The following is a 23,918-nucleotide window of genomic DNA, read 5'->3' on the forward strand; positions in this document are numbered from 1 at the left end:
CTTTATGATACAATACGAATTGTATAGCGATAAAGGGGGCTTTTTTATGCGGCAGAAAACGGTTTGGATCACGGGGGCGTCCCGGGGGATCGGGCGGCAAGCGGCGCTGGATTTCGGAAGACAGGGATGGAATGTGGTAATACACTGCCACACACATCGGGAGGAAGCGGAGGCCGTCCGGCAGTCCATCGGCCGCAATGCCATTGTGACGGCGGGGGATGTGGCTTCTCGGGAGGAAGTACATGCGGTGTATCAGAAGGCGCTGGATGCCTTTGGGCGGGTAGATGTGCTCATCAACAACGCGGCTGTCGCCTCTCAGGAGCTGTTTACCGAAATGCAGGAGGAAAATTGGCGGCGGATATTTGCCGTCAATGTGGAAGGGGTTTATCACTGCACCCAAACAGTTCTGCCGGATATGATTCGCCGCAGGGAAGGGAAGATCGTCAATATTTCCTCCATGTGGGGGCAGGTGGGCGCATCCTGCGAAGTCTGCTATTCGGCGACAAAGGCCGCTGTGATCGGAATGACAAAGGCCCTGGCAAAGGAAGTGGGCCTTTCGGGCATCCAGGTCAACTGCGTGGCACCCGGGGTGATCGCCACAGAAATGAACGCCCATTTGAGCGGAGCGGATATGCAGGCTTTGGCAGAGGATACGCCGCTGGGGCGGTTGGGCGCACCGGAGGATATTTCCCGTGCGCTGCTTTTTTTGGCCTCGGAAGATGCGGATTTCATCACTGGACAGGTTTTGGGAGTCAACGGCGGATTTGTGATTTGAATATATAATATATTATATATGGAAAAACCCGCACATTTTTCATTCCGGCAGAACGGGCTTTGTTTCCGTGAGAAGATTTTTTCCTTTTTCATAAAATTTGTCCTACATTGTTCTAATTTTTTTGATAATTTCTATTGACAAATAACACACCTCGAAGTAAAATAAAGCCATAGATGTGAAAACCAAATATCATTTCACAAAATTCTATTAGGAGGAAAGTTGGTATGCCTATCAATGGTCATCAGTTGGCTCGAATCATGGATGGAACGGTCCTGGACAAATGCTCCACGAAAGCGGATTATGAAAATCTGATCGCGCAGGCAAAGAAATATGATCTGGGCCAGGTTGCCGTGGGAAGCGAATGCTGGGTTCCGTTTGTGGCGGAAGGACTTAAGGGAACGGACACCAAAATTGTCACCGGATGCAGCTCTTGGCATGGCGGCGACCCCATCGAGGTCAAGCAGTATTATGCGAAGAAGATTCTGGAGCTGGGTGCTGGGGAAGTGGAAAACTTCTTGAACTACAGCTATTTCAAATCCGGAATGTATGATGAGGTGGTCAAGGATATCGCGGCTGTCCGCGAGGCGATCGGTCCCAACGTGATCTATAAGGTTCTGCTGGAGACACCTCTTTGGACGGATGAAGAAATCGCGACAATGTGCGAACTCTGTATCGACGGCGGCGCAGATTTCGTGAAAACCGGCACGGGTACCCTGGGTGTGACGGATATTCACACGATTGAAGTTATGGCCAAAGCCGTAAAGGGCCGGGCGAAGATTAAGGCTTCGGGCGGCATTCGCACCATCGAGACGGTAGACGCAATGCTGGATCTGGGCGTGGAACGCTTCGGCGTGGGTCTTGCCAGCGGTATCAAGCTGATTGAAGCGGCGGATAACCGGTAAAAGTGCAAAGAAAATCGCCATGGGCAAGTGACATGGCGATTTTTTCAAAAAAAAAGAAAAGAAAGGGCGGAAAAAGATGGCAATTCATGGCAAAGAACTGGCGGGCATGATCGATGCGACAATCTTGGGCAAAGAGGCAACCCGGGAGGATCTTGTGCATCTGGCAGATATGGCGAAGCAATATGGCTTTTTCAGCTGTGCGTTTGCTTTTCCCTGCTGGCTGCCTATGATGGTGGAGGAATTGAAGGGCACGGGGATCAAGTGCATTGGCGGAGCCTCCTCTTTTCAAGGCAACGAACCCATTGAGCTGAAGGTGGCTATGGCCAGATGGAATGTGGAGCATGGCTGCGGTGAAATGGAAAACTTCATGAACTACAGCTATTTTAAATCGGGCATGTATGACGAGGTTGTGAAGGATATCCGCGCGGTGCGGGAAGCGGCGCCGGATATGGTCTACAAGGTGATTCTTGAGACGCCTATGCTGTCGGACGACGAAATTCGAACAGCCTGTGATCTCTGTATTGACGGCGGTGTGGATTATGTCAAGACGGGCACGGGGCTTTTAGGCGCAACAGATGTGCATACGATTGAGGTTATATCCAAAGCCGTGAAAGGCCGGGCGAAGATTAAGGCTTCGGGCGGCATTCGCACCATCGAAACGGTAGACGCGATGCTGGATTTGGGTGTTGCCCGGTTTGGTGTAGGACTTGCCAGCGCTATAAAATTGGTGGAAGCCGCAGATCAGCGGTAAATACCAGAGGGATAAAGAAAAGGGATGCGGAGGAGACCGCCCCGCGTTGTGTCTTCATTCGCATAAAATGAATATAGGAGGAAGAAAGTATGGCGATTACAGGAAGCCAGCTCGCCCGGATCACAGATGCGACAAATATCTCGATCACGGCGACAGTGGCGGAAATGGATGAACTGGTGAAGCAGGCAAAGATTCATAGCTTTGGCGTGGCTGTTGGCCCCCAGTGCTATGTTCCCTATCTGCTGCAGCAGCTCAGCGGATATGACACAAAAATTTTAGGTGCTGCGGGCGGCCGTGCGACTGAACGGACGGAGGATAAAGTGGCGATGGCGCTGAATTCCCGGGCTTTGGGCTGCGGCGAGATTGAGAGCCGCATGAACCTGAGCTATTTGAAATCCGGGATGTATGATGAGATCGTCAAGGAAACCCGGGCAATCAAAGATGCCATTGGCGAGGATCGCATTTTTAAATGCATCATCGAAACGCCGCTCCTTACGGATGAAGAAATCACTACCGCCTGTGAGCTGCTGATTGACGGCGGCGTGGATTTTGTGAAATCCGCAACGGGAACCATGGGGGCTACGACGCTGCATCATGTGGAAGTGATGGGGAAGGCCATCAAGGGCCGCGTCGGCATCAAGGCGGCCGGCGGCGTGCGCACAATTGAAATGGTAGACCAGATGATGGACGCAGGGGCGACGCGCTTTGGCATCGGCCTCGCCAGCGCCCTCAAGATTATCGCTGAGGCGGATAACCGCTAAGAGGGGAGGAGGAGAAACATGCCTATCAACGGAAAGGATTTAGCGCGCATTGTCGACGCGACGAATATTAAAATTACAGCGACGAAAGCGGACATGGAACGTCTGATTGCCGAGGGTATCAAACATAATTTTGGAATGCTGGTCGGTCTTCCCTGCTTTGGCCCCATGCTCATCGAAGGCGTCAAGGGATATGATATCAAAGTCCATGGTGCGGCCGGGCTGCGGGACGGCGGCGGAGATCGTTGGGAAGTGAAAGTGGAGCAGGCCAAATCCAAGTTGGCCATGGGCTGCGGCGAGATTGAAAGTCGGTTAAACCTGGGATATCTGAAAAGCGGCCTGTATGACGAAATCGTACATGAAGTCCGGGCGATCAAGGATGTCTGCCCCAACAATATCTATAAGGTTTTGCTGGAAGTCACCCAAATGACGGATGAGGAGATCCGGATCGCCTGTGAGCTTTGTATGGACGGCGGCGCAGACTTTGTCAAATCGGCTTCCGGTGAATATGGTCCCACGACGCTGCATCATGTGGAAGTGATGTCCTCCGCGGTAAAAGGAAGAATTGGAATTAAAGCCTCGGGTGGAATTCGCTCGATCCAAACGGTGGATCAGATGATGGAAATTGGTGCGACGCGCTTTGGCATCGGTTTGGACAGCGCGCTTAAGATTTTGGAGGAAGCGGATAACCGCTGAACCAGGAAAAAGGCTGCCGGATTTCGGCAGCCTTTTTGTTAAAAAATCTTGACTTTTTACACTTTAACTGCTATACTGAAAATACGTAGCAGAAAAGAAAATAGCTTATTTTGAGGCTAGACAGGTGGAGTATGCTTTGGCGCAGGCCATTGGTATAAATTTATTTTTGGAGGAAATTTTTTATGGCACTGAACGGAAAAGAACTGGCAAAAATCGTGGATGCGACGGTCATCAATCCGGATGCGACGGTTGCGGACATGGAGTACCTGATTGAAAAGGCGAAGGAATATCATTTTGGCGTGGCCGTAGGCCTGCAGTGCTATAACCAGATGCTTATCGATGCGCTTCAGGGAACCGGCATCAAGGTTTTGGGTGCGGGCGGCATGTCTGGGGTAACTCCCCTGGATACCAAGCTCTATATGGCAAAAGCCTGCGTGGAGCAGGGGTGCGGCGAAATCGAGAGTTTTTTGAACGTCAGCTATCTCAAATCCGGGATGTATGATGAGATCGTGAAAGAGACGCGGGCCATCCGGGAGATTGCCAAAGACCAGGTCTATAAAGTCATTTTGGAAACGCCTCTTTTGAACGATGAGGAAATTGCGACGGCCTGCGAAGTTCTGATCGACGGCGGCGTGGATTTTGTAAAGACCGGAACAGGCACTTTGGGTGCGACGGATATCCACACCATCGAAGTCATGGCCAAGGCTGTGAAAGGCCGGGTCGGCATGAAGGCTTCGGGCGGCATCCGCACCATCGAGACGGTGGACGCCATGATGGAACTGGGCGTGACCCGTTTCGGCATTGGGCTGAAGAGCGCCCTTAAGGTTTTGGAAGCGGCAGATAATCGCTAAAGGAAAAGGAAAAAGGGGATATTTTCCCCTTTTTTCTATTGTATTTAGGAGGAATGAAAAATGCCAATCAATGGACACGAGCTCGCTCGGATGACCGATTTGACGCTGATTAAGCAGCTGGCAACCAAGGCAGACATGGAAGAGCTCATTGCTAACGCGAAAAAATATGACGTTTGGGTGGCGGTGGGCCTGAAATGCTATGTTCCCATGTTGGTGGAAGCCTTTAAGGGAACCAACACCATGACGATTACAAGCTGCTGCTCCCGCCAGGGATCGGATGAGCTGGAGACAAAGATCGCCGGAGCCAAGCGGTATATTGAGCTGGGCGTGGGCGAAATCGAAAATTATATGAATTTCAGTTATTTCAAGTCCAAGATGTATGACGAAGTCGTCAAGGATATCCGGGCCATCCGGGATGTGGCCGGCGACATGACATATAAAGTCATTTTGGAGACGCCCCAATTTACGGACGAAGAGCTGAAAATTGCCTGCGAGCTCTGCATCGACGGCGGCGCAGATTACGTTAAGACTGGCACGGGCACTCTGGGAGCAACGGACGTCCACACCATCGAAGTGATCTCCAAAGCGCTGAAGGGCCGGGCGAAGATCAAGGCTTCGGGCGGCATCCGGACGCTGGAAACCGTGGACGCGATGCTGGATCTGGGCGTTGCCCGCTTCGGCATCGGCATGAGCAGCGCTGTAGAGCTGTTTGAGGCAGCAAACCGGCGATAAAAGATGAGACGGGGCTTTTGCCCCGCCTTTTTGATATTTTTACATATAAATTATAAAGAATAATGTTAAAATATATTGACAAATAACAAATTTAAACGTATACTGAAAGCATCAAAGTTGCAAAAATAAATAGGATGTTTGCAATGGGTTTCGCAAGAAAGATTTGAAAGCAGGAGGAAAGAAAAATGCCTATCAATGGACACGAACTTGCTCGGATGACTGACCTGACGATGATTGACCAGCTGGCCACCAAGGCGGATATGGAAGCGCTTATCGCCAACGCAAAGAAATACGACACATGGGTTGCTGTAGGTCTGAAGTGCTATATTCCCATGCTGGTGGAAGGTCTGAAGGGTACCAATACCATGGTTATCACGGGATGCAGCTCCCGCCAGGGATCGGATGAGCTGGAAACGAAAATTTCCGCGGCTAAGCGGTATATCGACCTGGGTATCGGCGAGATCGAGAACTTCATGAACTACAGCTATTTCAAATCCAAGATGTATGACGAGGTCGTCAAGGATATCCGGGCCATTAAGGACGTGGCCGGCGACATGACTTATAAAGTGATTCTGGAGACCCCCCAGTTCAACGACGAAGAGCTAAAAATTGCCTGCGAGCTCTGCATCGACGGCGGCGCAGACTTTGTAAAAACCGGCACGGGCACTCTGGGCGCAACGGATGTCCACACCATCGAAGTGATCTCCAAGGCGCTGAAGGGCCGGGCGAAGATCAAGGCTTCGGGCGGCATCCGGACGCTGGAAACCGTGGACGCGATGCTGGATCTGGGTGTTGCCCGCTTTGGCATCGGCATGAACAGCGCTATCAAGCTGTTTGAAGCGGCGAACAACAGATAATTCAGGCAATAAAATCATCATCAAACGGGGCGGAAGAAAATCTTCGGCCCTGTTTTTTTGGTATGGATTTTTCGGGAATCAATGCGTAAGGGGAAAGAAGGGGGATTTAAAGGGCGACACGGGAAGAACAGGAAAAAGGTGTTGTGCGCCGGGACGGAATCGGGTACAATAAAATATAAAGGATTCCCGAAAATGCGGGAGAAACCAATGGATGGTGAGTGCAAAACCCATGAAAAACAGCGATGAACGGCTGCTGATCAGCGTAATCAAACAATATTATGAGCTGGGCATGAGTCAGGAAGAGATTGCCGCAAAGGAATATATCTCCAAATCCACGATCAGCCGGCTCATCAATAAGGCGATCAAAAAGGGATATGTAAAAATCAAAATGGCATATCCCATCCTGACGGCACGGGAGCTGGAGGAGAAGCTGATGGAGCTTTATGGGCTGGAATCAGCTACCGTGGTGCCGGTGTATGTAGAGGATCAGGATCTCTGCGTACTGGACGCCTGCAAGGCCCTGCTGCTGGATCTGAAGAAGCTCCTGCGGGATGGGGACGTGATCGGCATATCCTGGGGCCGCACGATGGAATACTTTGTGAAAATGCTGGACGACTATTATAACAACCGCAAGGGCATCAAAATCGTGCAGCTTAACGGCAATGTGGCTTCCAATATCTTGTCGGTGAAGGCATATGATATTGTGGAAAAATTCCAAAGCGCCTTTTCTGCAACGGGATATCTGTTTCCGCTGCCGATTCTGGTGGATAACCGGGATACGGCCCGTGCGCTCCTTAATGATTCGCGGATCAAACCCATCATCGATATCGCACGACAGGCGGACGTGGCGATTTTGAGCGTGGGTAAGCTCTCGAAAAAGTCTCTTATTTTTGAACGCGGAGTGCTGAATGAGCAGGATTATGAGGAGCTTTCCCAGGCGGGGGCTGTGGGAGATATCTGCTCCCGGTATTTTGATGCAGCGGGGAACATTGTGGACAACGATCTGAATGCCCGGGTGCTGGGACTGACTCTGGAGGAGCTCAAACGCATCAAAAACCGGATGGTGATTGCCGTGGGAGAGGACAAGGTGCATGCAATTCTGGGCGCGCTGCGCACCGGCGTTATCAATAAGCTCTATATCGACGAACGCACGGCGGCCAAAGTGATCCACTTGAGTGAAGCATAGAAATTTTTTCAGAAGTTTTTTTGGAAACTGCAATTTGTTGCAAAAAATCCCGTGCATTTTCCTGTGATATCGTTTATAATAGAAGCGGAATTCAAAAGAAGTTTATGGGAGCATTCCCGTGAAAAGTAAATTAACTATGGAGGGTAATGAAAATGAGTGAAATGAACTTGGATCTTTCCCCGAAGGCAATGGCAAAGTATATCGATCACACGATCTTGAAGCCGGATGCTTCGCTGGCGCAGGTCAAGAAGGTGTGTGACGAGGCGAAGGAATATAATTTCGCCAGTGTTTGCGTAAACACGGGCTATGTGAAATTCGTTGCAGAGCAGCTGGCGGGCACGGATGTGAAGCCCTGCGTCGTCGTAGGTTTCCCTCTTGGAGCATGCACCACAGAAGCGAAGGCGTTTGAAGCGAAAGACGCCATCGAAAAGGGCGCAAAGGAAGTTGATATGGTCATCAACATCGGCGCAATCAAATCGAATGACTGGGATTTGGTGGAAAAAGATATTGCGGCGCTGGTAGATACCTGCAAGGGCAAGGCGCTTTTGAAGGTTATTTTGGAAACCTGCCTGCTGACAGATGATGAAAAGGTCAAGGCTTGCCAGATCTGCAAGAAGGTTGGGGCGGATTTCGTCAAAACCTCCACTGGTTTCTCGACCGGCGGCGCGACAGTGGAAGATGTCAAGCTCATGCGCGAAACTGTTGGCCCGGAAATGGGCGTAAAGGCTTCGGGCGGTGTTCGCACCTATGAAGACGCCGTTGCCATGATCAAGGCGGGCGCAAGCCGCCTGGGCGCCAGCTCGGGCGTTGCCATCGTAAGCGGCAAATAAAAAAATGTTTTTAAGGCTGCAATTTCGATTGCAGCCTTTTTAACAAAGAAAATTCCTCCACATATGCTGATAAAAGAGAGAGGAGGGATTTATTTGTTTTATGAAAAAGAAGAGAAATATTCCTGCTGGGAGGTTCTTGCCGTTCTGCAAAAAGAGCCCCTGTGCGTGGTTTGTCTGGCGGAAGCGGGCACTCCTTTTTGTTTTTTGGCCAATTCCCATGCCGTATATGACCGGAGCAGCCTGAACGTCTATGTTTCCAGCCTGGAGGAGCAGCAGATGCCGGGATGCCCGCCGGAAAAGGGGGCGGAAGTGATTCTGCGCTTTATCTGCCGGCTGAGTGACCGGGAGAAGGCAACAGTATCTGTGCGGGGCAGTGTGGAAAAGGTCTATGAAAGAGAGGAAAAAGGGGATGAAATTTGCCGGCAATTCCCGGGAGGGTGGCCGGTTTGGAAGATTTGCGGGATCACTATGCGGGGGCGTACAATTTGCTCTCTTTAAGGATGGAGATTCTGTTTAACAAAAGAAACGGGAGTTTGGAAGATGAAAAAGTTTCTAAAGGAATTCAAGGAATTTGCCCTGCGGGGCAATGTGCTGGATTTGGCCGTCGGCGTTGTCGTCGGCGGTGCGTTCAGCAAAATCGTTACGGCGCTGGTGGAAAATATTTTCATGCCCGTGATCGGAATTATTATTGGAGGTATTGATATCTCGGGCCTGTCACTGACCATCGGCACTGGAGAAAATGCGGCGGTGTTGGCCTATGGCGCTTTTCTGACGACGGTGATTGACTTTTTCCTCATTGCCTTGTGCGTATTTCTGTTTGTGAAGCTGGTGAACAGCTTATGGAGAAAGAAAAAAGTGGAAGAGGCAGTGGAGGAGCCCAAACGCTTATGCCCCTATTGCCGGCAGGAAGTAGACGCGGAGGCGACCCGCTGCCCGCACTGCACCTCTCAGCTGGATGTGCCTGCGGCAGAGGAAGAATAAATTTTGCAATAAGGAGGAGCATGAAAAAAGCTCCTCCTTATTTTTTGTTTTCTCTACCGAATCGACTACAAATATATTTAAAACAGACACTTATCTAAAAGAACCAGGATGGACAAAGAAGAACATCAATGCTTCTAATCTAGCTGCTTATGCGTAGCTAGACCATCTTCCTTTTCCTCTTCCGGAGGTGTGGCGTCGCCTATCAAGCTCAATTCCTTGCGGATCCGGCCATCCTTCAAAAGCTCCCGCAGGGTGTCCTTATCCCCGTCGGCAAGCGCCGCCCGGTATTCCTGCAAATGTCCGATGATGGTGTCCAGCTCGAAAAGCAGTGCCGGACGGTTCAGCAGGAAAAGAGTCGACCACATTTCCTCATTGAGTTTTGCCACGCGGGTAAGATCCAGAAAACTTCCGGCGCTGAAGCCGCTCTCATTCCAGAGCGTGGGGCTTTTGATATAGGCGTTGGAAACCACATGGGCCAGCTGGGATGTGAAGGCAATGGATTTATCATGATCGGCCGGCGTGGAGGTGACGATACGCCCAAATCCCAGGCTTTCCGCCAGGTCATGGAGGGTATGCAGGGCTAGAGGGCAGGTTTTGGCCGTGGGGGTGAGAATAAAGCTGGCCCCCTGAAAAATCCTGTCATCGGCATAGGCAAAGCCACTGAACTCCCGCCCTGCCATGGGGTGTGTTCCCACATACCGGACGCCCGTCGGAAGAAACAGCGGTTCCAGCGCATCGACGATAGCCTGTTTCACGCCGCAAATGTCCGCCACGATACTTCCGCTTTTAAAACAATCGACATGTTCCCGCGCAAAAGAAATGGTCGTGTCGGGAAAGAGGCAGAGAAAGGTGATAGCACATTCGACGAGTTCTTCGGGAACGATGGCCCGGTCGATAGCGCCACAGGCCAGCGCCCGGGCAACGGTATGCGAATCGGTATCCAGCCCAAGAACCGTGTGGTTTGTGTGATGCTTGATGGCTTTGCATAGGGAACCTCCCATAAGGCCCATGCCAACTACCGCGATCTTCATGAAAATTCTCCTCCTTAAAAAAGCGTTTTATGCTCGATCTCTGCCAAGGCCGAAACCGACTGCATGAGCGAGGCAAACTGCGCGGGCGTGATGGATTGGGCACCGTCGCAGAGAGCCGCGGCAGGATGGGAATGCACTTCGATCATCAGGCCATCCGCACCGCTCACAACGGCTGCTTTGGCCAGCGGAGGCACCAGAGAGGCAATCCCGGTGGCATGGCTGGGGTCGACAATCACGGGCAGATGCGTCAGCTTCTTCAAAAGGGGAATGGCGGAGATATCGAGGGTGTTGCGGGTAGCCGTCTCAAAGGTGCGGATACCCCGTTCACAGAGGATAATCTGCGTGTTGCCCGAGGACATGATGTATTCCGCACTCATGAGCAGTTCCTCAATGGTGCTGGAAAGGCCGCGCTTTAGGAGAATGGGTTTATCGCATTTTCCCAGTTCCTTGAGCATCTCAAAATTCTGCATGTTGCGCGCCCCCACCTGAATGATATCGACATCGGCAAACAGGTCATAATGGGCCAGGCTCATAATCTCGGTGACGATGGGAAGGCCGCTGGCCTTTTTTGCTTCCAGCAGCATGCGGATGCCGTCATCCCGCAGCCCCTGAAAGGAATAAGGGGAGGTGCGGGGCTTAAAGGCGCCGCCGCGGAGAAATGAAGCGCCGGCCTCTTTTACCTTCATAGCAACTTCGATGATCTGCTCATTCGATTCAATGGAGCAGGGACCGGCAATGACGCCGAAATGGCCGCCGCCAAAGGCACCCCGCCCGATACGGATCACTGTATCGTCCGTATGGAACTTGCGGTTGGCTGCCTTATAGGGTTCGGAAACCCGTTTGACTCCTTCCACAATATCCATCGCCGCCAGCTGGTCGGTATCCACGGCAGAAGTGTCGCCGATGAGTCCCAGGATGGTGGTGTGAGAGCCTTCGGAATAGTTGATATGCAGGCCGGATTCCTCCAGAGAATGAACCAGCGAATGCACTTTATCCTTCTGTGCGCCCTGCTTTAGAATAATAATCATTTTTTGTGCCCCTTTCCTATATTCAAAATGAAAAAAGGCCGGCTGCCTTTGTCGGTAAAAGCAGCCGGCCTGAATTTCCTGTTTCTAAGAAATCGGTTTTAACATGACAACTGCAAGCAACGACAAAATCCCGATGTACCGCAATAGGTAACCGGGTAATAGTAGGCGTAGATTGTCGTCGCCGTCGAGTGTTTCATGGAACCGTTTCCTTTCCTGTTGTCGCCTCGACTATACCACGGAAATTTCAGCGTGTCAAGAAAAAATATAAAAAGCCGCAGAGATTGCCATGGCGAAACATAAAAAACTATGGTATCATGAATAAAGAATCAATCGGGAGAAGACAAGATGGAAAACACGCAGGAAAGAGAGACGGAACGCATAGAAGCGGCGCCCGATCAGGGGCTTAGCCGCAGCCAGGTGGCGCAGCGCATCGCCGCAGGCCTGGATCACAAAAAAATCGACGTGCAGACAAAATCCTATGGCCGTATTTTCAGGGATAATCTCTGCACGCTTTTCAATTTGCTGAATGTGGCGCTGGCGGCCGCCGTCCTGTTGGTGGGCTCCTATCGCAATGCGCTGTTTATTCTCATCATCCTGTGCAATATCGCTATTGGAACCTTTCAGGAGATCCGCGCCAAGCGGACGGTGGACCGGCTGTCCCTGCTCTCCGAACCCAAGGCCCATGTGGTGCGGGAGGGGAAGGAAGAGACTATCTCGATTCAGGAGACCGTCCTGGACGATATCCTGGTCCTGCATGCGGGAAACCAGGTATGCGCAGACAGCATCGTGGTCCTGGGGGAATGCGAGGCAGACGAATCCCTTTTGACGGGCGAGGCGGACCCGGTGACAAAACGCCCGGGAGACACGCTACTTTCCGGCAGTTTTATCACTGTGGGAAGCTGCCGGGCGCGGGTGGATAAAGTGGGGCAGGAGAGCTATGCGGCGAGGATCACGGCAGATGCGAAAAAAATCCGCAAGCCCAATTCCCGGATCATGAAATCGCTGAACAGCATTATCAAAACCGTGAGCGCGCTGATCCTTCCCGTGGGGATACTGCTTTTCTGCAAGGAATTTTTTATTTTGCAGGTGCCCGTTGGCAGGGCTGTAACCGGGACTGTGGCGGCGCTCATCGGCATGATTCCCGAGGGGCTGATCTTGCTTACCAGCGTCGTGCTGGCGGTGGGGGTTATTCGGCTTTCCCGGCACAAGACGCTGGTGCAGGAGCTGTATTGTATCGAAACGCTGGCCCGGGTGGATGTGCTGTGCCTGGATAAGACGGGGACGATCACTAAAGGGAGCATGCGGGTCACGGAGATCCTGCGTGTGGACGCGGCCTTTGATGCCCAGGAGATGCTGGCCGACCTGGCCGGGGCATTGGACGACCAAAACCCCACTTTTGCCGCTATCCGGGAATATGTGAAAGAACCGGCAGGCCATCAGGCATCCCATATCGTTCCCTTTTCCTCCGCACGAAAATGGAGCGGCGCCAGCTTCCCGGGAGAGGGAAGCTATCTTTTGGGGGCGGCAGAATTTGTGTGTCCGGAAGCTCTGCCCGCGCTGCAGGAGGAAATCAGCCGCCAGGCGGCGGAAGGGAAGCGGGTGCTGGTGCTGGCTCGCAGCAGCCAGATGATAGAGGGCGAAGAACTGCCCGGAGAGGTGCGTGCGGCGGCGCTGGTTCTTCTGGAGGATGAGATCCGGGAAGAAGCCCCGGAAACACTGGCTTTTTTTGCTCGGGAGGGCGTGGATATCAAGATTATTTCCGGAGACCATCCCCAAACGGTGGCAGCCATTGCCAAAAGGGCGGGCCTTCAGGGGGCAGACCATTGGGCGGATGTCTCCCAGCTCAGCGATGCGGAGCTGGAGGAGGCCGCTGGAAAATACACGGTTTTCGGCCGAGTGCTGCCGGAACAGAAGCGCACGCTTGTCCGCGCCTTTCAGAAGCAGGGACATACCGTTGCCATGACAGGCGATGGGGTCAATGATGTTCTCGCATTAAAGGACGCCGATTGCAGCATCGCTGTGGCTACGGGCAGCGACGCCGCCCGCAACGCGTCCCAGCTGGTGCTGCTGGATTCCAACTTTTCTTCTCTCTATCATGTGGTTATGGAAGGGCGCCGGGCCATCAATAATATCCAACGGTCGGCTTCTCTGTTCCTGGTAAAGACAATTTTTTCAGCGGTTCTTTCCATTCTTTTCCTGTTCCTTCCGTATTCCTATCCCTTCGCGCCCATTCAGCTCAGCCTGATCAGCACACTTACCGTGGGGATTCCGTCCTTCCTGCTGGCTCTGGAGCCCAACCGGGAGCGGGTGCAGGGGGATTTTCTCATGAATATCCTGCGGCGGGCAATTCCCGGCGCGTTCTCCATTATCCTGAATGTGTTGATCATTACGCTCATGTCCGGGGTATTGGATTTATCCGCCGCAGAGATATCCACAGTAACCGTCCTTTCCACGGGAGCCGTTGGCCTTATGGTTTTATGCCGGATCTGTCAGCCATTCAACTGGATCCGGGGGACGATGGTGGCCGTTCTGGCGGCTGCCTTTGTGGGCGCGGCTTTTTTATTCCGGGAGGTCTTCTATCTGACGCCGCTCAATCTGGAAATGGCGTGCCTCATCGGGGCGCTGGTTCTGGTGAGCTTTTTCCTCATGTGGGGATTTTCCCGGCTGGCGGACCGGCTTTGCGATAAAGAGCGGGGCATTGTGTCGCGCTTTGTCGGCCGCACGATGCAGGATGGGGAAAACGGGATGGAAAAATAGAATAAAAAATTCTTAAAAATTTTTCTCCGCAGATGTTAGTATGTGACGAAAGCATGCAGGAAAAAGCAGGCGGAATTTATCATCTGCTATTGTTTTTGCGGTGTTCCATTTTTGTTTGTTATCATATTCCTTTGTTTGATATTTTTCGGTGGTTTGTGACACGCAAAGAAGGGCTTGCAATGAAAAAATTGGTGTGATAACATGAAAGTAATTTGATTTGTGTCATGAAAATTTCTAAATGAGAAAAGCCCTTCATTGTCATCGTGCATGGGGGCGCTGAAGTGATGCAGGGAAACGAAAAGGTATTGAGGAAATAGGGCAAGGAAAGGCGGAACGGGCAATGATCAAAGAAATATCCTATCAGATTATCGGAGAAATCAAAGACAGATGCAAGAGCTTGGATGATGCAACTCTTATAAAGATTATAGAGAAAATCAAGGGTGCAAAGAGCATCTTTTTCCAGGGACTCGGCCGTTCTAAACTCTCCTTCTGCTTTTTTGCCATGCGGCTTATGCATTTGGGATACAGCGTCCATATGGTTGGAGATGTGACGACTCCGGCCATTACCGAGGGCGATTTGCTGTTTGTTATTTCCGGTTCCGGCGAGACGCTTTCCACTCTCAATATGGCCAAGAAGGCCAAGAGCGTAGGGGCGGAGGTTATTCTGGTCACGATGGTGGAGAAATCCTCCATTGCGGATGTGGCGGATGTAAAGCTGGTGATTGACTGCCCCTCTGCCAAGCATGACACCTCCCATACAGCTTCGATCCAGCCCATGGGTTCGCTGTTTGAGCAGTCGGTGGTGCTGGCGTTGGATGGCGGAATCATCTCCTATCTGATGCACGAGAGAAATATGGATTTGCAGGCGCCGTTTGTGCTCCATGCGAACTTAGAATAACACACCAAAAAACGGGAGGGATTGAACATGAAAGCATTGTATGTAAAAGGCAAATTCCAGTTCCAGGTTCGGGACGTCACCCTGCGGGATATCGAACCCGATGAAGTCCTTTTGAAGGTCAGCGCCTGCGGCTTCTGCGGCTCTGAAATTTTCATTGCCCAGGACGCCAAGGAATGGCAGCCCATCGGCCATGAAGTTTCCGGCCGGGTGGAAAAAATCGGCTCCATGGTGAAGAACGTCAAGGTCGGCGACCAGGTGGTTGTGGAGAGCGGCTCGTATGACCGTTTCTCAGATCTCTCCCGCAACGGGCACTATGACCTGGATAATTCCGGGCGCCATTTCTTTAACCGTGACGCGGAAGCGGCGGGTATGGGCATGGCGGAATATGTGATCGCTCCGGCAGAAACCTGCGTTCCCTATGAGGGGATGTCTCTGGCGGCGGCCTGCCTGATCGAACCCATGGGTGTCGCCTATGATATGATTAAGGTTGCGGATATCCAGCTGGACGACGATGTGATGATCGTGGGAACCGGCGCGATTGGCTTGATGGCGCTGCGGCTGGCAAAGCTGCGGGGCGCAGGGCATATCTATGCCGTGAACCGCTCGGGCCGCGACTATCGCGATGAGATCGCCCTCAAGTGGGGTGCGGATGCCGTGATTCACAATGATGTGGAGGATATCAACGCCTATCCTTTCCCCAACGGCGGCGTAGATAAGATCCTGTTTACAACGCCTCCCCGGATCATGCCGGATTTCCTCGATGTGCTGAAAGTGGCCGGCAATATGACCTTTATTGGCAAAGAAGCGGATGAGGGCCCGGGAGTGTATGCAACCTTTGATATGAACAAAATCCATATCAAGAAACTGCAGATCCGATCTTCCTTTGCAGCACCGGCGCTGTTCTTCCCGGCCTGCATCAAGCTCTATAAGGAAGGAAAGATCGACCTGGATGCGCTCTATACCCATGATCTGCACCTGGATACCTTTGAGAAAGATTTCTGGAATTTCATGAATGACAGGGCAAAAGGCATCAAGGCGATTTTGTTCAACGACTGATAAAAATCCGCTTCTGCTCGAAAAATGGCAGAAGCGGGTTAAAATAACATTTGTTTTTAGGAGGATTAAGAAACAATGAACGTACAGATTGCAATGGACAGTGAAACCATCGGCAGCGCCGTACAGAAGGCGACCCTGGTTCGGGATTATGTGGATGTCATCGAGATGGGGACTGGTTTCCTCTATCGCAACGGTCTGAGCGTAGTCACCGAATTCAAGCACCTGTTCCCGGAAAAGAAAATCCTGGCGGATATGAAGCTGGTTGACGGCGGCAAGCACCTGGCGGAAGATGCTTTCAATGCGGGCGCGGATATCGTAACTGTTCTGGCAATGGGCGAATATGAGACCATCTCCGGCGCGGTGCAGGCTGCAAACGAGAGAGGCAAGGAGATTCTGGCCGACCTGATCGCTGCCGGCGACTACACCAAATATAAGGATAAGATGGACGAAATCGGCGTTCATTATGTTTGTGCGCATATGGCGGTAGATACCGAGCAGAGCGACAACAACATCGAAGACTTCTTAAAACAGCTGAAGAACATCAAATTCAAGGCGAAACTGGCTCTGGCCGGCGGTATTAAGACTTCCAATATTGCCAACATCGCCCAGTACAGCCCGGATCTGCTGGTTGTTGGCCGCGCCATCACCCAGGCGGACGATATCGTTGCTGCGGCGAAGATGTTCAAGGAAGCGTAAGCCCAAGGCGAGAGGTGACAACTAATGATTAAAGAATTAAGTGAACAGATTTGCGACGAATTGATGGCCTGCGCTAAGACCTTTGACGACGATGCTATGGTGCAAATTGCGGAGAAGATCGACAAGGCCAATAATATCTTCTGCGTTGGACTGGGACGTTCCCGTCTCTCCATCATGGGTTTTGCCATGCGTCTGATGCATATGGGATACAGCGTCCATCTGGTAGGCGATGTAACTACGCCTGCCATTCAGAAGGGCGACGTTCTGATCGTCGGTTCCGGCTCTGGGGAGACTAAGAGCCTTCTGGGCATGACGCAGAAATGTGTGGATTTGGGTGTAGAAATCTGCCTGTTCACCCGCAAGCCCGACTCTACAGTCGGCAAGCGTGCAGCAGTCAAGCTGGTAATCAGCGCGGCAACCACGTCGGATGCTTCCCAGGCGGCCGTTCAGACCATTCAGCCCATGGGTTCCCTGTTTGAGCAGTCCTGTCTCATTGCCTATGACAGCATCATCGTTTACCTGATGCGCAAAAAGGGCACCAATGGCCAGGAAATGCATAAGCGTCACGCGAATCTTGAATAATTCGGCAGTTCGCCATAGGAAGACGGCCCGCAGTCGTGCGGGCCGTTTTTTGTTTCCATTATCCGAATTATTGCCGGCAAAAATGTGAAATCTATGTAAAACGGTTTTATTCTTGTTGAAATTATGTTATAGTAGGCACTGATTTACGACAAAGGAGAAGTGCATGGAGAACAGGAAATTATGGCGCAAAGCCGTGACGGGACTCAAAAATATTTTTGCAGGAATTGTTATAGGAATATCCAACGTCATTCCCGGCGTCAGCGGCGGAACAATGGCGGTGGTTTTGAATGTATATGATGAAATTCTGGATGCCGTGAGCATCAAGCGTTTTGTCAAGCATCTTTTCTTTATCATTACCCTGGGAATCGGCATGCTGGCCGGGATCTATGGCTTCAGCAACATTATTGAATATCTGTTCGAGAACTATCCTATGCAGACGAATTTTGCTTTCCTGGGATTGATTTTGGGAAGTATCCCCATGATTTTCAAGCGTTCCCTCAAGGAAAAATTTCAGCCGGTGAATTTAATTCCCTTCATTGCCGGGCTGGGGATCATGGTCGTTTTATTCCTGTTTGGCAATCAGGAGGGCGGACAGACGGTTATGACACAGATGGATGTGGGAACCTTTCTGCTGATGATCCTTGCCGGTGCGGTGGCCGCCTTTGCCATGGTGCTTCCGGGGATCAGCGGTTCCATGATTATGGTAATTATGGGAACATATACGACGGTGATCTCCGCAGTATCCAACCTGAATTTTCTCTTTCTGCTCCCCGTTGCCATTGGTGTCGTTATCGGGATTGTGGTGTGCATCAAAATGGTGAAATATCTTATGAAGCGGTTCTATCAGGGGACGTATTTCGCTATTTTGGGCCTGGTTCTTGGATCGGTTTTGTCGCTTTGGCCTGGGTTCACCTTTGATATGCAGGGCCTGGTTTCCATATTGCTGATGCTGACTGCGGCGGTAATTGCCTATCTCTTTTCCCGCTCGGAAAAGGATGAGAACGATGAAACAGACGGCGACGTGCCCGAAGGTGCGGAGGAATAGGAAGGGCGCATGGAAAACTGGGTGTGGATTGCCGTTGGAGGATTTCTTCTGGCGGATACCTTTGCTGTAAAATGGATATCCAACTGGAATATGGGGGTTCTCATGCCGGCAATCCTTGGCGCTCCTTTATTTTTCTATGGTTTGTTTTATCAGGAAGCGGAACTTTGGTTTCAAACCGAGGCCGGACGGATTGTCAAGGGTATATTTGTCGTCGGCTATGTGAGTTTCTTCCTTTTTTTCCTGTTCTGTATCTTCCTGATGGAACGGGGCAAGACGCGCAGGATGAAAGAGCCTCCGGAAGCGGTCATCGTGCTGGGCGGCGGGCTTCGGGGAGAGCGGCCGTCCCGCCTGCTGCGCAAACGGCTGGACACGGGGAAAAAACTGGCGGAGGAGTCCCGGGCGATTCTCGTCGTCTCCGGCGGCCAGGGGAGAGATGAGGTGATCTCAGAGGCGGAGGCTATGCGGCGGTATTTGGAGGCCCAGGGATTCCCCCGCGGGCGAATTCTCATGGAGGATCGCTCCCGGAGCACCTATCAAAATTTTCTGTATTCCAAAAAGCTGTTGGACGCATATTTTGACCGGCCATACCGGGCCGCCTTTGTTACCAGCGGTTTTCATGTATATCGGGCGGGACTGGTGGCTCGGAAGCTGAACTTTGCGATTCCGGGAGTGGCGGCTCCATCGGCCTGGTATATGGCGCTGAATTTCTATCTGCGGGAAACTCTGGCGCTCCTGCGGTATTTTCTTTTTGGAATCGTTTGAAAGAAGGAAGAGTATGATGGCAACATCCCATGAAAGACTCAAAAACAGCATATGCTGCGCCCTGTTTGCGGCTCTGACGGCGGTCGGCGCTTTTATCCGGATTCCCTTTGGGGTGATTTCTTTCACGCTGCAAACTTTTTTTGTCGTGCTGTCGGGTGCGCTGTTGGGAAAGAAATATGGGACAATGGCCCAGGCGCTCTATGTAATCCTGGGGCTGATCGGCATTCCGATTTTCACCAAGGGCGGCGGCCCGCAATATGTCCTGGAACCCAGCTTTGGCTATCTATTGGGCTTTATTCTGGGCGCTTTTGTCATCGGATGGATTGCGCAGAGAGGTCCTTTCACATTCTGGCGCCTTATGGGGGCCGCCTGCGCGGGGCTGGCGGTCATCTATTGTGTGGGCTCGGTTTATATGTTCTTTATCCTGAACTATTATCTGTCTATGCCCATCACCATTTGGATGGCGTTTTGGACGGGAGCCATTATTTTTTCGCCCTTTGATATTGCCCTTTCGGCGGCGGCAATTTGGGCAGCCTTGCGTTTGAAACCTGCATTAAGGGGAATTTAGAATGAACGAATTGATGGAGAAAATATCATACAGCATTCACCGTTCTTATCGTAAAACGATAGCAATTACTATCACGCCGGAAGGAGAAGTTCTCGTGAAGGCTCCCAAACGGCTGCCCAAAGCATTTATCGAAGGGTTTGTATCCAGCAAAGCCGATTGGATCGCCGATGCGCTGGAAAAGCGAAAGAAGCTGGAAGAACAGAAAAAAAGCTTTCGCCTGGAATCCATCTGTTTTTTAGGCGGGGAATACCCGGTGCGGACCGGGCCGGCAGGAAGCACCGTCCGGTTTACGGGGAAGTATTTTCAGGTGCCCAAAGGCCCCAAAGAGGAGCAGATGTGTCAGGTAACCCTTTGGATGAAGGCCCAGGCAAAGGAGATCTTTTCGGCGCGGGTTGCGCTATATGCGAAGGAAATGAACGTACATCCCAAGGCGGTGAAAGTGAGTTCTGCCAAGACCCGATGGGGCTCCTACAGTTCCAAAGGAAATGTAAATCTGAATTGGAAGCTGCTCTTTGCCCCGGGGCAGGCCGTCGACTATGTGGTTGTACATGAGTTAGCACATGCTATTGAAATGAACCATGGGCCGCAGTTCTGGCGGATCGTCGCCCAGGTGATGCCGGATTATGAGGAAATGCAGGATGTTCTCAAAGACCTGCAAAAGCGCTTGGAAAGGGAAGGATGGGAATAAAGAGAGAATAAATTTTTTGTAAATATAGCTGTTGACAAACGGTTTTTTCTGTAGTAGTTTAGTGGATGTTCCAAACATTTTGTGCATAGCAAGAGGCGACGAAATGAAAAAGACATCCACCTTTTTTTTGGTTACACTGCTGCTGATCTTTTTCACTTTTGGCGCTTTTTTCTGTCTATATGGCACCCTGGCGTCTCCCATGATGGAATTTTTCCAGGTGGGGACCTTTGAACAGGGGCTCATCACCTCGCTGAACTGTGCGGGCGGCGCTGCCATTGCGGTTTTGATTGCCCTGTTGGGCGACCGGTTCAACAAGGTCTATGGTGTGGCTGCGGGCATCGGCCTGCTGGTTTTGGGCTGTGGGATTGTCCTCGCCGTTCCATCCTTTGGATGGATGCTTCCCATCGTATTTCTCTGCGGCGTCGGGACGTCTCTGATCGACAGCATGGGAAATTCCCTCGTCATTGCCTATATGCCGGAAAAGAAAAATACGTTTGTCCCCATGCTGCATTCGTCGCATGCCATCGGAACCATGGTGGGGCCGATGCTGTTTCCTGTGCTCATGGATGCGGCGCAGCCGGAAACGTTTAAGGTAGATTTTCTGGCCGTGGCCATCGCCGGCGTGGCGGCGCTGGTTCTGTTCCTCTTGGCGGCAAGGTCCTTTTTAAAAAGCCAGCCGCCTCTGCCCATGGAAAAGCAGCCGAAGGCCAGGGACAGGGGAGGGTTTGGCATCGTATTCCGTTCCAAATACGCCTGGATCCTGGTGATCGTTTCGATCTGTTACTTCTTTTTCTGCTGGGGGAAAAACTCCTGGCTGAAATATTTTTTTGAGAGGGAAGGCGGCATGAGCTTTGCAGTCAGCGGGATCATGCTTTCCGCATTTTTTACGGGAACGCTGGCCGTCCGCCTGATCGGGCCGTTTCTGCTGAAATTTATGCGGCCCAGCGTGATGATGGGAATCTGCATGCTGGCGGCTCCGTTGTTTTTGGTTCTGGCGGTGTGTATCGCGCCGGCTTCGCCCGTCCTCATTGGGGCGATCTGCGCCGTTTCCGGGTTTTTCAACGGCATGGGCGGAGTGACGCCCTATCTCATCGCTGGAGAGTATTTTCCAAAGCAGCTTGGCTCGGCTTCCGCAATTCCGCAGTTTGCCAATAATGCAGCGGGACTTTTGGTGCCGCCGCTTCTGGGGGCCCTTGCGGCTTGGGCGGGCCTGCGGATGCCGCTGCTCCTGGCGGCGGGAGTCGGATGCCTGGGCGCGGTGATTGCCTTGGTGGGATTCCGAAAAACGCCGCAGGAGATAGAGAAAAGAGAGGCAGCGCAGGACGCTGTTGAGATATAATTTTTAATAAGCAAGAGGAGAAACATGAAAAAGACGAGTCGATTTTATTTTGGTGCGCTGTTGGTCGCGTTCCTGACCTATGGGTTGTTTTCCTGCGTCCATGGGACGCTGGCGACGGCCATGATGAGCTATTTTGGTACGTCTACTACCGACCAGGGTCTGATCTCCACCATCCAGTATGCGGGCGGGCTTACCATGGCGCTCATCATATTCTTCTTTGGGGAGCGGTTTAACAAAGTGCATGCTGTGACCATCAGCCTGTCGGTGCTGGCGCTGAGCTGCATCGCCATATTTTTTGCGCCGACCTTCGGCGTGATGCTCTGCATCATATTTTTCTGCGGCACCGGAACGACGACGCTGGATTCCATGGGCAATTCGCTGCTGCCGCTTCTCTATCCTGAGCGCAAGCATATCTATGTCCCCATGCTGCATTCCATTCACTCCACCGGCGCAATGGTGACGCCGCTGCTCCTGCCCCTGCTGGTGAATATGGAACAACCGGGAACATTCCGCAACGGCTATCTGGCCATTGGAATTGTGGGCGCCGTGGGAATTCTTCTCTGCCTTCTTCTGGGACGCAGCGTAAACCGGGAAAAATGGGATGCCGTGCAGGTCAAGAATCCCAAAACCGTGCATCCCCTGAAAATTTTCAAATCCTCCCGGGCCTGGCTGCTGCTGGCAATTTCGTTCTGCCAGTTCACCTTCAACCTTGCCACAAATTCCTGGCTGAAATACTATTTCGAGCACAATGCGGGGGTGTCCTTCCAGCTGAGCGGCGTTGTTCTGACGGCATTTGCGGCAGGCGCTCTTGTGATGCGGTTTGTTTCCCCGTGTTTCCTTGGAAAGCTCCGCTCCACCACGGTTTTTGCCCTGGCATCCATCTTTGCCGGATCCTTTATGATTGCGGCCATCCTGGCAACGGGAGCTTCGGTCACGATTCTGGCAATCTTGTGCGGCTTGGCCGGATTCTTTAACGGCGTCAATGGCATTGCCATCTATCTGATCGCCAACGAGTATTTCCCCACGCGCATGGCGACGGCATCCGCGATCCCCATGTTTGCCCTGAGCATTGCCGGCCTGACAGTCCCCGTGGTGATGGGCGCTATTTCCAGCGTTACGGGTCTGATGCTTCCCTTGCTGGCGGCCAGCGGCGTTGCGATTCTGGGCGCGGTTGTGGCGCTTGCCGGGTTTAAGAAGGTGCCTGTGGCTGATCTCATCGAGCAGGGGCATTAAGCCCGAGGCCAACCGGAAATTCGGCTTATCTGCCGCCGATATCAGCGGGACAGCAAGAGCCGGGCACTATATATCCGGACCATGAAAAGCATAGGTATTTGACAAATGATAAAATAAAAAGGCTGCCTGCTGTGGCTGCAGGCGGCCTTTTTGTTTGTAAAATGAATTACATATGCTGTTATAAATATTAACAGCGGTTTTTCCGGAGAGCAAACCCTCTGTTTTTGTGCATACAAAAGATACAAAATCCTATGTGCCGAACCCCCAAACGGGATTTTTTTATTCCTCCTGCCCGGGATACTGTTCCACCAATACGCCGCCTTCGCTCAGAATCGTGCCCGAGAAATCGTCGGGGTAGGGATGCAGAAACACGACCCGTTTGATTCCGCTGTTGACGATCATTTTAGCGCAGATAGTGCAGGGATAGTGTGTGCAGTATAAAGTGGCACCGTCGATGGAAATGCCCAGCTTTGCGGCCTGAATGATGGCGTTTTGCTCCGCATGAATGGCATAACAGATCTCGTGCTTGGTTCCCGAAGGAATGCCCAGTTTCTGCCGCAGGCATTCGCCGCGGTCTTTGCAGCTGGTGATCCCCGAAGGAGCGCCATTATAGCCGGTAGTGACGATGCGCTTGTTTTTTACAATTACCGCGCCGATCTGCCGGTCGGACTTATAGCAGCTGGACCACGTTGCAATAGTCTGAGATAATTCTATAAAACGCTTGTCCCATTTATCCATTGATTTTTCCCCCAATACCTTTTCCGGGCGATCGCGGCCTTTTTGGCCCTGCGGCGCCCTGTTTTTGCCGGAATAGTTTTTATTTATGATACCACACACACCTTGTTCTTACAACTCAAAAATGGCATAGGGTATGCGGAAAGTGCATAGATATAATAAAACAAGCAGTAGGAAAATG

Annotated in this window: 26 protein-coding genes; 23 read left to right on the forward strand and 3 right to left on the reverse strand. The window is 51.9% G+C overall.

Annotation, left to right across the window (positions count from 1 at the left end; all coding sequences use genetic code 11):
* The first annotated feature begins 46 nt into the window (after positions 1-46).
* The 12 genes from ymfI to mscL all read left to right on the forward strand — a co-directional run bounded on the left by ymfI (position 47) and on the right by mscL (position 9,319).
* Positions 47-775, forward strand: coding sequence for an elongation factor P 5-aminopentanone reductase (ymfI, locus tag H8693_RS00815; protein WP_249279382.1), 729 nt, complete (start codon positions 47-49; stop codon positions 773-775).
* A 224-nt stretch (positions 776-999) separates the two neighbouring features.
* On the forward strand, positions 1,000-1,677 hold the full coding sequence (deoC, locus tag H8693_RS00820) for a deoxyribose-phosphate aldolase (protein WP_249279383.1): 678 nt from the start codon (positions 1,000-1,002) through the stop codon (positions 1,675-1,677).
* 76 nt (positions 1,678-1,753) lie between these two features.
* A complete protein-coding gene (gene deoC / locus H8693_RS00825; RefSeq protein WP_249279384.1) occupies positions 1,754-2,428 on the forward strand; it encodes a deoxyribose-phosphate aldolase in 675 nt (224 codons plus the stop codon).
* Positions 2,429-2,517: 89 nt separating this feature from the next.
* Positions 2,518-3,189: a deoxyribose-phosphate aldolase gene (deoC, locus tag H8693_RS00830; protein ID WP_249279385.1), complete on the forward strand. Its 672-nt coding sequence runs from the start codon at positions 2,518-2,520 to the stop codon at positions 3,187-3,189.
* Positions 3,190-3,207: 18 nt separating this feature from the next.
* A complete protein-coding gene (deoC, locus tag H8693_RS00835; protein ID WP_249279386.1) occupies positions 3,208-3,882 on the forward strand; it encodes a deoxyribose-phosphate aldolase in 675 nt (224 codons plus the stop codon).
* 182 nt (positions 3,883-4,064) lie between these two features.
* Positions 4,065-4,733, forward strand: coding sequence for a deoxyribose-phosphate aldolase (gene deoC / locus H8693_RS00840; RefSeq protein WP_249279387.1), 669 nt, complete (start codon positions 4,065-4,067; stop codon positions 4,731-4,733).
* Between the two features lie 60 nt (positions 4,734-4,793).
* On the forward strand, positions 4,794-5,465 hold the full coding sequence (gene deoC, locus H8693_RS00845; protein ID WP_249279388.1) for a deoxyribose-phosphate aldolase: 672 nt from the start codon (positions 4,794-4,796) through the stop codon (positions 5,463-5,465).
* Between the two features lie 185 nt (positions 5,466-5,650).
* A complete protein-coding gene (deoC, locus tag H8693_RS00850; RefSeq protein ID WP_249279389.1) occupies positions 5,651-6,322 on the forward strand; it encodes a deoxyribose-phosphate aldolase in 672 nt (223 codons plus the stop codon).
* 211 nt (positions 6,323-6,533) lie between these two features.
* Positions 6,534-7,508 (forward strand): sugar-binding transcriptional regulator, encoded by a 975-nt coding sequence (locus tag H8693_RS00855; protein WP_249279390.1) that lies wholly within the window; start codon positions 6,534-6,536, stop codon positions 7,506-7,508.
* A gap of 188 nt (positions 7,509-7,696) precedes the next feature.
* Positions 7,697-8,338: a deoxyribose-phosphate aldolase gene (gene deoC / locus H8693_RS00860; protein ID WP_407926338.1), complete on the forward strand. Its 642-nt coding sequence runs from the start codon at positions 7,697-7,699 to the stop codon at positions 8,336-8,338.
* A 93-nt stretch (positions 8,339-8,431) separates the two neighbouring features.
* On the forward strand, positions 8,432-8,836 hold the full coding sequence (locus H8693_RS00865; RefSeq protein ID WP_249279391.1) for a hypothetical protein: 405 nt from the start codon (positions 8,432-8,434) through the stop codon (positions 8,834-8,836).
* 42 nt (positions 8,837-8,878) lie between these two features.
* Entirely contained in the window at positions 8,879-9,319 is a 441-nt protein-coding gene (mscL, locus tag H8693_RS00870) for a large conductance mechanosensitive channel protein MscL (protein WP_249279392.1), read from the forward strand.
* Between the two features lie 134 nt (positions 9,320-9,453).
* On the opposite strand, the gene H8693_RS00875 is transcribed toward mscL, so the two are convergent.
* Positions 9,454-10,350, reverse strand: coding sequence for a prephenate dehydrogenase (locus tag H8693_RS00875; RefSeq protein ID WP_249279393.1), 897 nt, complete (start codon positions 10,348-10,350; stop codon positions 9,454-9,456).
* Between the two features lie 14 nt (positions 10,351-10,364).
* On the reverse strand, positions 10,365-11,378 hold the full coding sequence (gene aroF, locus H8693_RS00880; protein WP_249279394.1) for a 3-deoxy-7-phosphoheptulonate synthase: 1,014 nt from the start codon (positions 11,376-11,378) through the stop codon (positions 10,365-10,367).
* A 345-nt stretch (positions 11,379-11,723) separates the two neighbouring features.
* Between aroF and H8693_RS00885 the strand changes: the two genes are divergently transcribed.
* From H8693_RS00885 to H8693_RS00935, 11 genes are all read left to right on the forward strand, one after another.
* A complete protein-coding gene (locus H8693_RS00885; protein ID WP_249279395.1) occupies positions 11,724-14,135 on the forward strand; it encodes a cation-translocating P-type ATPase in 2,412 nt (803 codons plus the stop codon).
* Between the two features lie 340 nt (positions 14,136-14,475).
* Positions 14,476-15,033, forward strand: a complete 558-nt coding sequence (gene hxlB / locus H8693_RS00890) for a 6-phospho-3-hexuloisomerase (RefSeq protein ID WP_249279396.1) — start codon at positions 14,476-14,478, stop codon at positions 15,031-15,033.
* Positions 15,034-15,060: 27 nt separating this feature from the next.
* Positions 15,061-16,089 carry a zinc-dependent alcohol dehydrogenase gene (locus H8693_RS00895; RefSeq protein WP_249279397.1) on the forward strand — a complete coding sequence of 343 codons (1,029 nt, stop codon included), beginning with the start codon at positions 15,061-15,063 and terminating at the stop codon, positions 16,087-16,089.
* 75 nt (positions 16,090-16,164) lie between these two features.
* Positions 16,165-16,785: a 3-hexulose-6-phosphate synthase gene (gene hxlA / locus H8693_RS00900; protein ID WP_249279398.1), complete on the forward strand. Its 621-nt coding sequence runs from the start codon at positions 16,165-16,167 to the stop codon at positions 16,783-16,785.
* 24 nt (positions 16,786-16,809) lie between these two features.
* A complete protein-coding gene (hxlB, locus tag H8693_RS00905) occupies positions 16,810-17,367 on the forward strand; it encodes a 6-phospho-3-hexuloisomerase (RefSeq protein ID WP_249279399.1) in 558 nt (185 codons plus the stop codon).
* 163 nt (positions 17,368-17,530) lie between these two features.
* Entirely contained in the window at positions 17,531-18,412 is an 882-nt protein-coding gene (locus H8693_RS00910; protein WP_249279400.1) for a DUF368 domain-containing protein, read from the forward strand.
* Positions 18,413-18,421: 9 nt separating this feature from the next.
* Positions 18,422-19,174 carry a YdcF family protein gene (locus tag H8693_RS00915; protein WP_249279401.1) on the forward strand — a complete coding sequence of 251 codons (753 nt, stop codon included), beginning with the start codon at positions 18,422-18,424 and terminating at the stop codon, positions 19,172-19,174.
* A gap of 13 nt (positions 19,175-19,187) precedes the next feature.
* The gene (locus tag H8693_RS00920; RefSeq protein ID WP_249279402.1) at positions 19,188-19,742 is read left to right on the forward strand and encodes a biotin transporter BioY; all 555 of its coding nucleotides are present in this window, start codon (positions 19,188-19,190) and stop codon (positions 19,740-19,742) included.
* A 1-nt stretch (position 19,743) separates the two neighbouring features.
* Positions 19,744-20,430 (forward strand): M48 family metallopeptidase, encoded by a 687-nt coding sequence (locus tag H8693_RS00925; RefSeq protein WP_249279403.1) that lies wholly within the window; start codon positions 19,744-19,746, stop codon positions 20,428-20,430.
* Between the two features lie 103 nt (positions 20,431-20,533).
* Positions 20,534-21,769 carry an MFS transporter gene (locus tag H8693_RS00930; RefSeq protein ID WP_249279404.1) on the forward strand — a complete coding sequence of 412 codons (1,236 nt, stop codon included), beginning with the start codon at positions 20,534-20,536 and terminating at the stop codon, positions 21,767-21,769.
* 24 nt (positions 21,770-21,793) lie between these two features.
* Positions 21,794-23,002: an MFS transporter gene (locus H8693_RS00935; protein ID WP_249279405.1), complete on the forward strand. Its 1,209-nt coding sequence runs from the start codon at positions 21,794-21,796 to the stop codon at positions 23,000-23,002.
* 279 nt (positions 23,003-23,281) lie between these two features.
* Here H8693_RS00935 and H8693_RS00940 read toward each other — a convergent pair whose 3' ends face one another.
* A complete protein-coding gene (locus H8693_RS00940; protein ID WP_249279406.1) occupies positions 23,282-23,740 on the reverse strand; it encodes a deoxycytidylate deaminase in 459 nt (152 codons plus the stop codon).
* Between the last annotated feature and the right edge of the window lie 178 nt (positions 23,741-23,918).

The organism is Guopingia tenuis, from assembly GCF_014384805.1.
GTDB lineage: Bacteria > Bacillota > Clostridia > Christensenellales > Christensenellaceae > Guopingia > Guopingia tenuis.

Excerpts from the sequence above, each read along its gene's own strand:
- H8693_RS00885 (WP_249279395.1), top strand. The coding sequence starts at position 11,724 with ATGGAAAACACGCAGGAAAGAGAGACGGAACGCATAGAAGCGGCGCCC.
- deoC (WP_249279385.1), top strand. The coding sequence starts at position 2,518 with ATGGCGATTACAGGAAGCCAGCTCGCCCGGATCACAGATGCGACAAAT.
- hxlB (WP_249279399.1), top strand. The coding sequence starts at position 16,810 with ATGATTAAAGAATTAAGTGAACAGATTTGCGACGAATTGATGGCCTGC.
- H8693_RS00935 (WP_249279405.1), top strand. The coding sequence starts at position 21,794 with ATGAAAAAGACGAGTCGATTTTATTTTGGTGCGCTGTTGGTCGCGTTC.
- H8693_RS00855 (WP_249279390.1), top strand. The coding sequence starts at position 6,534 with ATGGTGAGTGCAAAACCCATGAAAAACAGCGATGAACGGCTGCTGATC.
- mscL (WP_249279392.1), top strand. The coding sequence starts at position 8,879 with ATGAAAAAGTTTCTAAAGGAATTCAAGGAATTTGCCCTGCGGGGCAAT.
- H8693_RS00930 (WP_249279404.1), top strand. The coding sequence starts at position 20,534 with ATGAAAAAGACATCCACCTTTTTTTTGGTTACACTGCTGCTGATCTTT.
- H8693_RS00875 (WP_249279393.1), bottom strand. The coding sequence starts at position 10,350 with ATGAAGATCGCGGTAGTTGGCATGGGCCTTATGGGAGGTTCCCTATGC.
- deoC (WP_249279389.1), top strand. The coding sequence starts at position 5,651 with ATGCCTATCAATGGACACGAACTTGCTCGGATGACTGACCTGACGATG.
- H8693_RS00895 (WP_249279397.1), top strand. The coding sequence starts at position 15,061 with ATGAAAGCATTGTATGTAAAAGGCAAATTCCAGTTCCAGGTTCGGGAC.
- deoC (WP_249279384.1), top strand. The coding sequence starts at position 1,754 with ATGGCAATTCATGGCAAAGAACTGGCGGGCATGATCGATGCGACAATC.
- hxlB (WP_249279396.1), top strand. The coding sequence starts at position 14,476 with ATGATCAAAGAAATATCCTATCAGATTATCGGAGAAATCAAAGACAGA.
- H8693_RS00915 (WP_249279401.1), top strand. The coding sequence starts at position 18,422 with ATGGAAAACTGGGTGTGGATTGCCGTTGGAGGATTTCTTCTGGCGGAT.
- deoC (WP_249279383.1), top strand. The coding sequence starts at position 1,000 with ATGCCTATCAATGGTCATCAGTTGGCTCGAATCATGGATGGAACGGTC.
- aroF (WP_249279394.1), bottom strand. The coding sequence starts at position 11,378 with ATGATTATTATTCTAAAGCAGGGCGCACAGAAGGATAAAGTGCATTCG.
- H8693_RS00925 (WP_249279403.1), top strand. The coding sequence starts at position 19,744 with ATGAACGAATTGATGGAGAAAATATCATACAGCATTCACCGTTCTTAT.
- deoC (WP_249279388.1), top strand. The coding sequence starts at position 4,794 with ATGCCAATCAATGGACACGAGCTCGCTCGGATGACCGATTTGACGCTG.
- hxlA (WP_249279398.1), top strand. The coding sequence starts at position 16,165 with ATGAACGTACAGATTGCAATGGACAGTGAAACCATCGGCAGCGCCGTA.
- H8693_RS00910 (WP_249279400.1), top strand. The coding sequence starts at position 17,531 with ATGGAGAACAGGAAATTATGGCGCAAAGCCGTGACGGGACTCAAAAAT.
- ymfI (WP_249279382.1), top strand. The coding sequence starts at position 47 with ATGCGGCAGAAAACGGTTTGGATCACGGGGGCGTCCCGGGGGATCGGG.
- H8693_RS00920 (WP_249279402.1), top strand. The coding sequence starts at position 19,188 with ATGATGGCAACATCCCATGAAAGACTCAAAAACAGCATATGCTGCGCC.
- deoC (WP_249279386.1), top strand. The coding sequence starts at position 3,208 with ATGCCTATCAACGGAAAGGATTTAGCGCGCATTGTCGACGCGACGAAT.
- deoC (WP_249279387.1), top strand. The coding sequence starts at position 4,065 with ATGGCACTGAACGGAAAAGAACTGGCAAAAATCGTGGATGCGACGGTC.
- deoC (WP_407926338.1), top strand. The coding sequence starts at position 7,697 with ATGGCAAAGTATATCGATCACACGATCTTGAAGCCGGATGCTTCGCTG.
- H8693_RS00940 (WP_249279406.1), bottom strand. The coding sequence starts at position 23,740 with ATGGATAAATGGGACAAGCGTTTTATAGAATTATCTCAGACTATTGCA.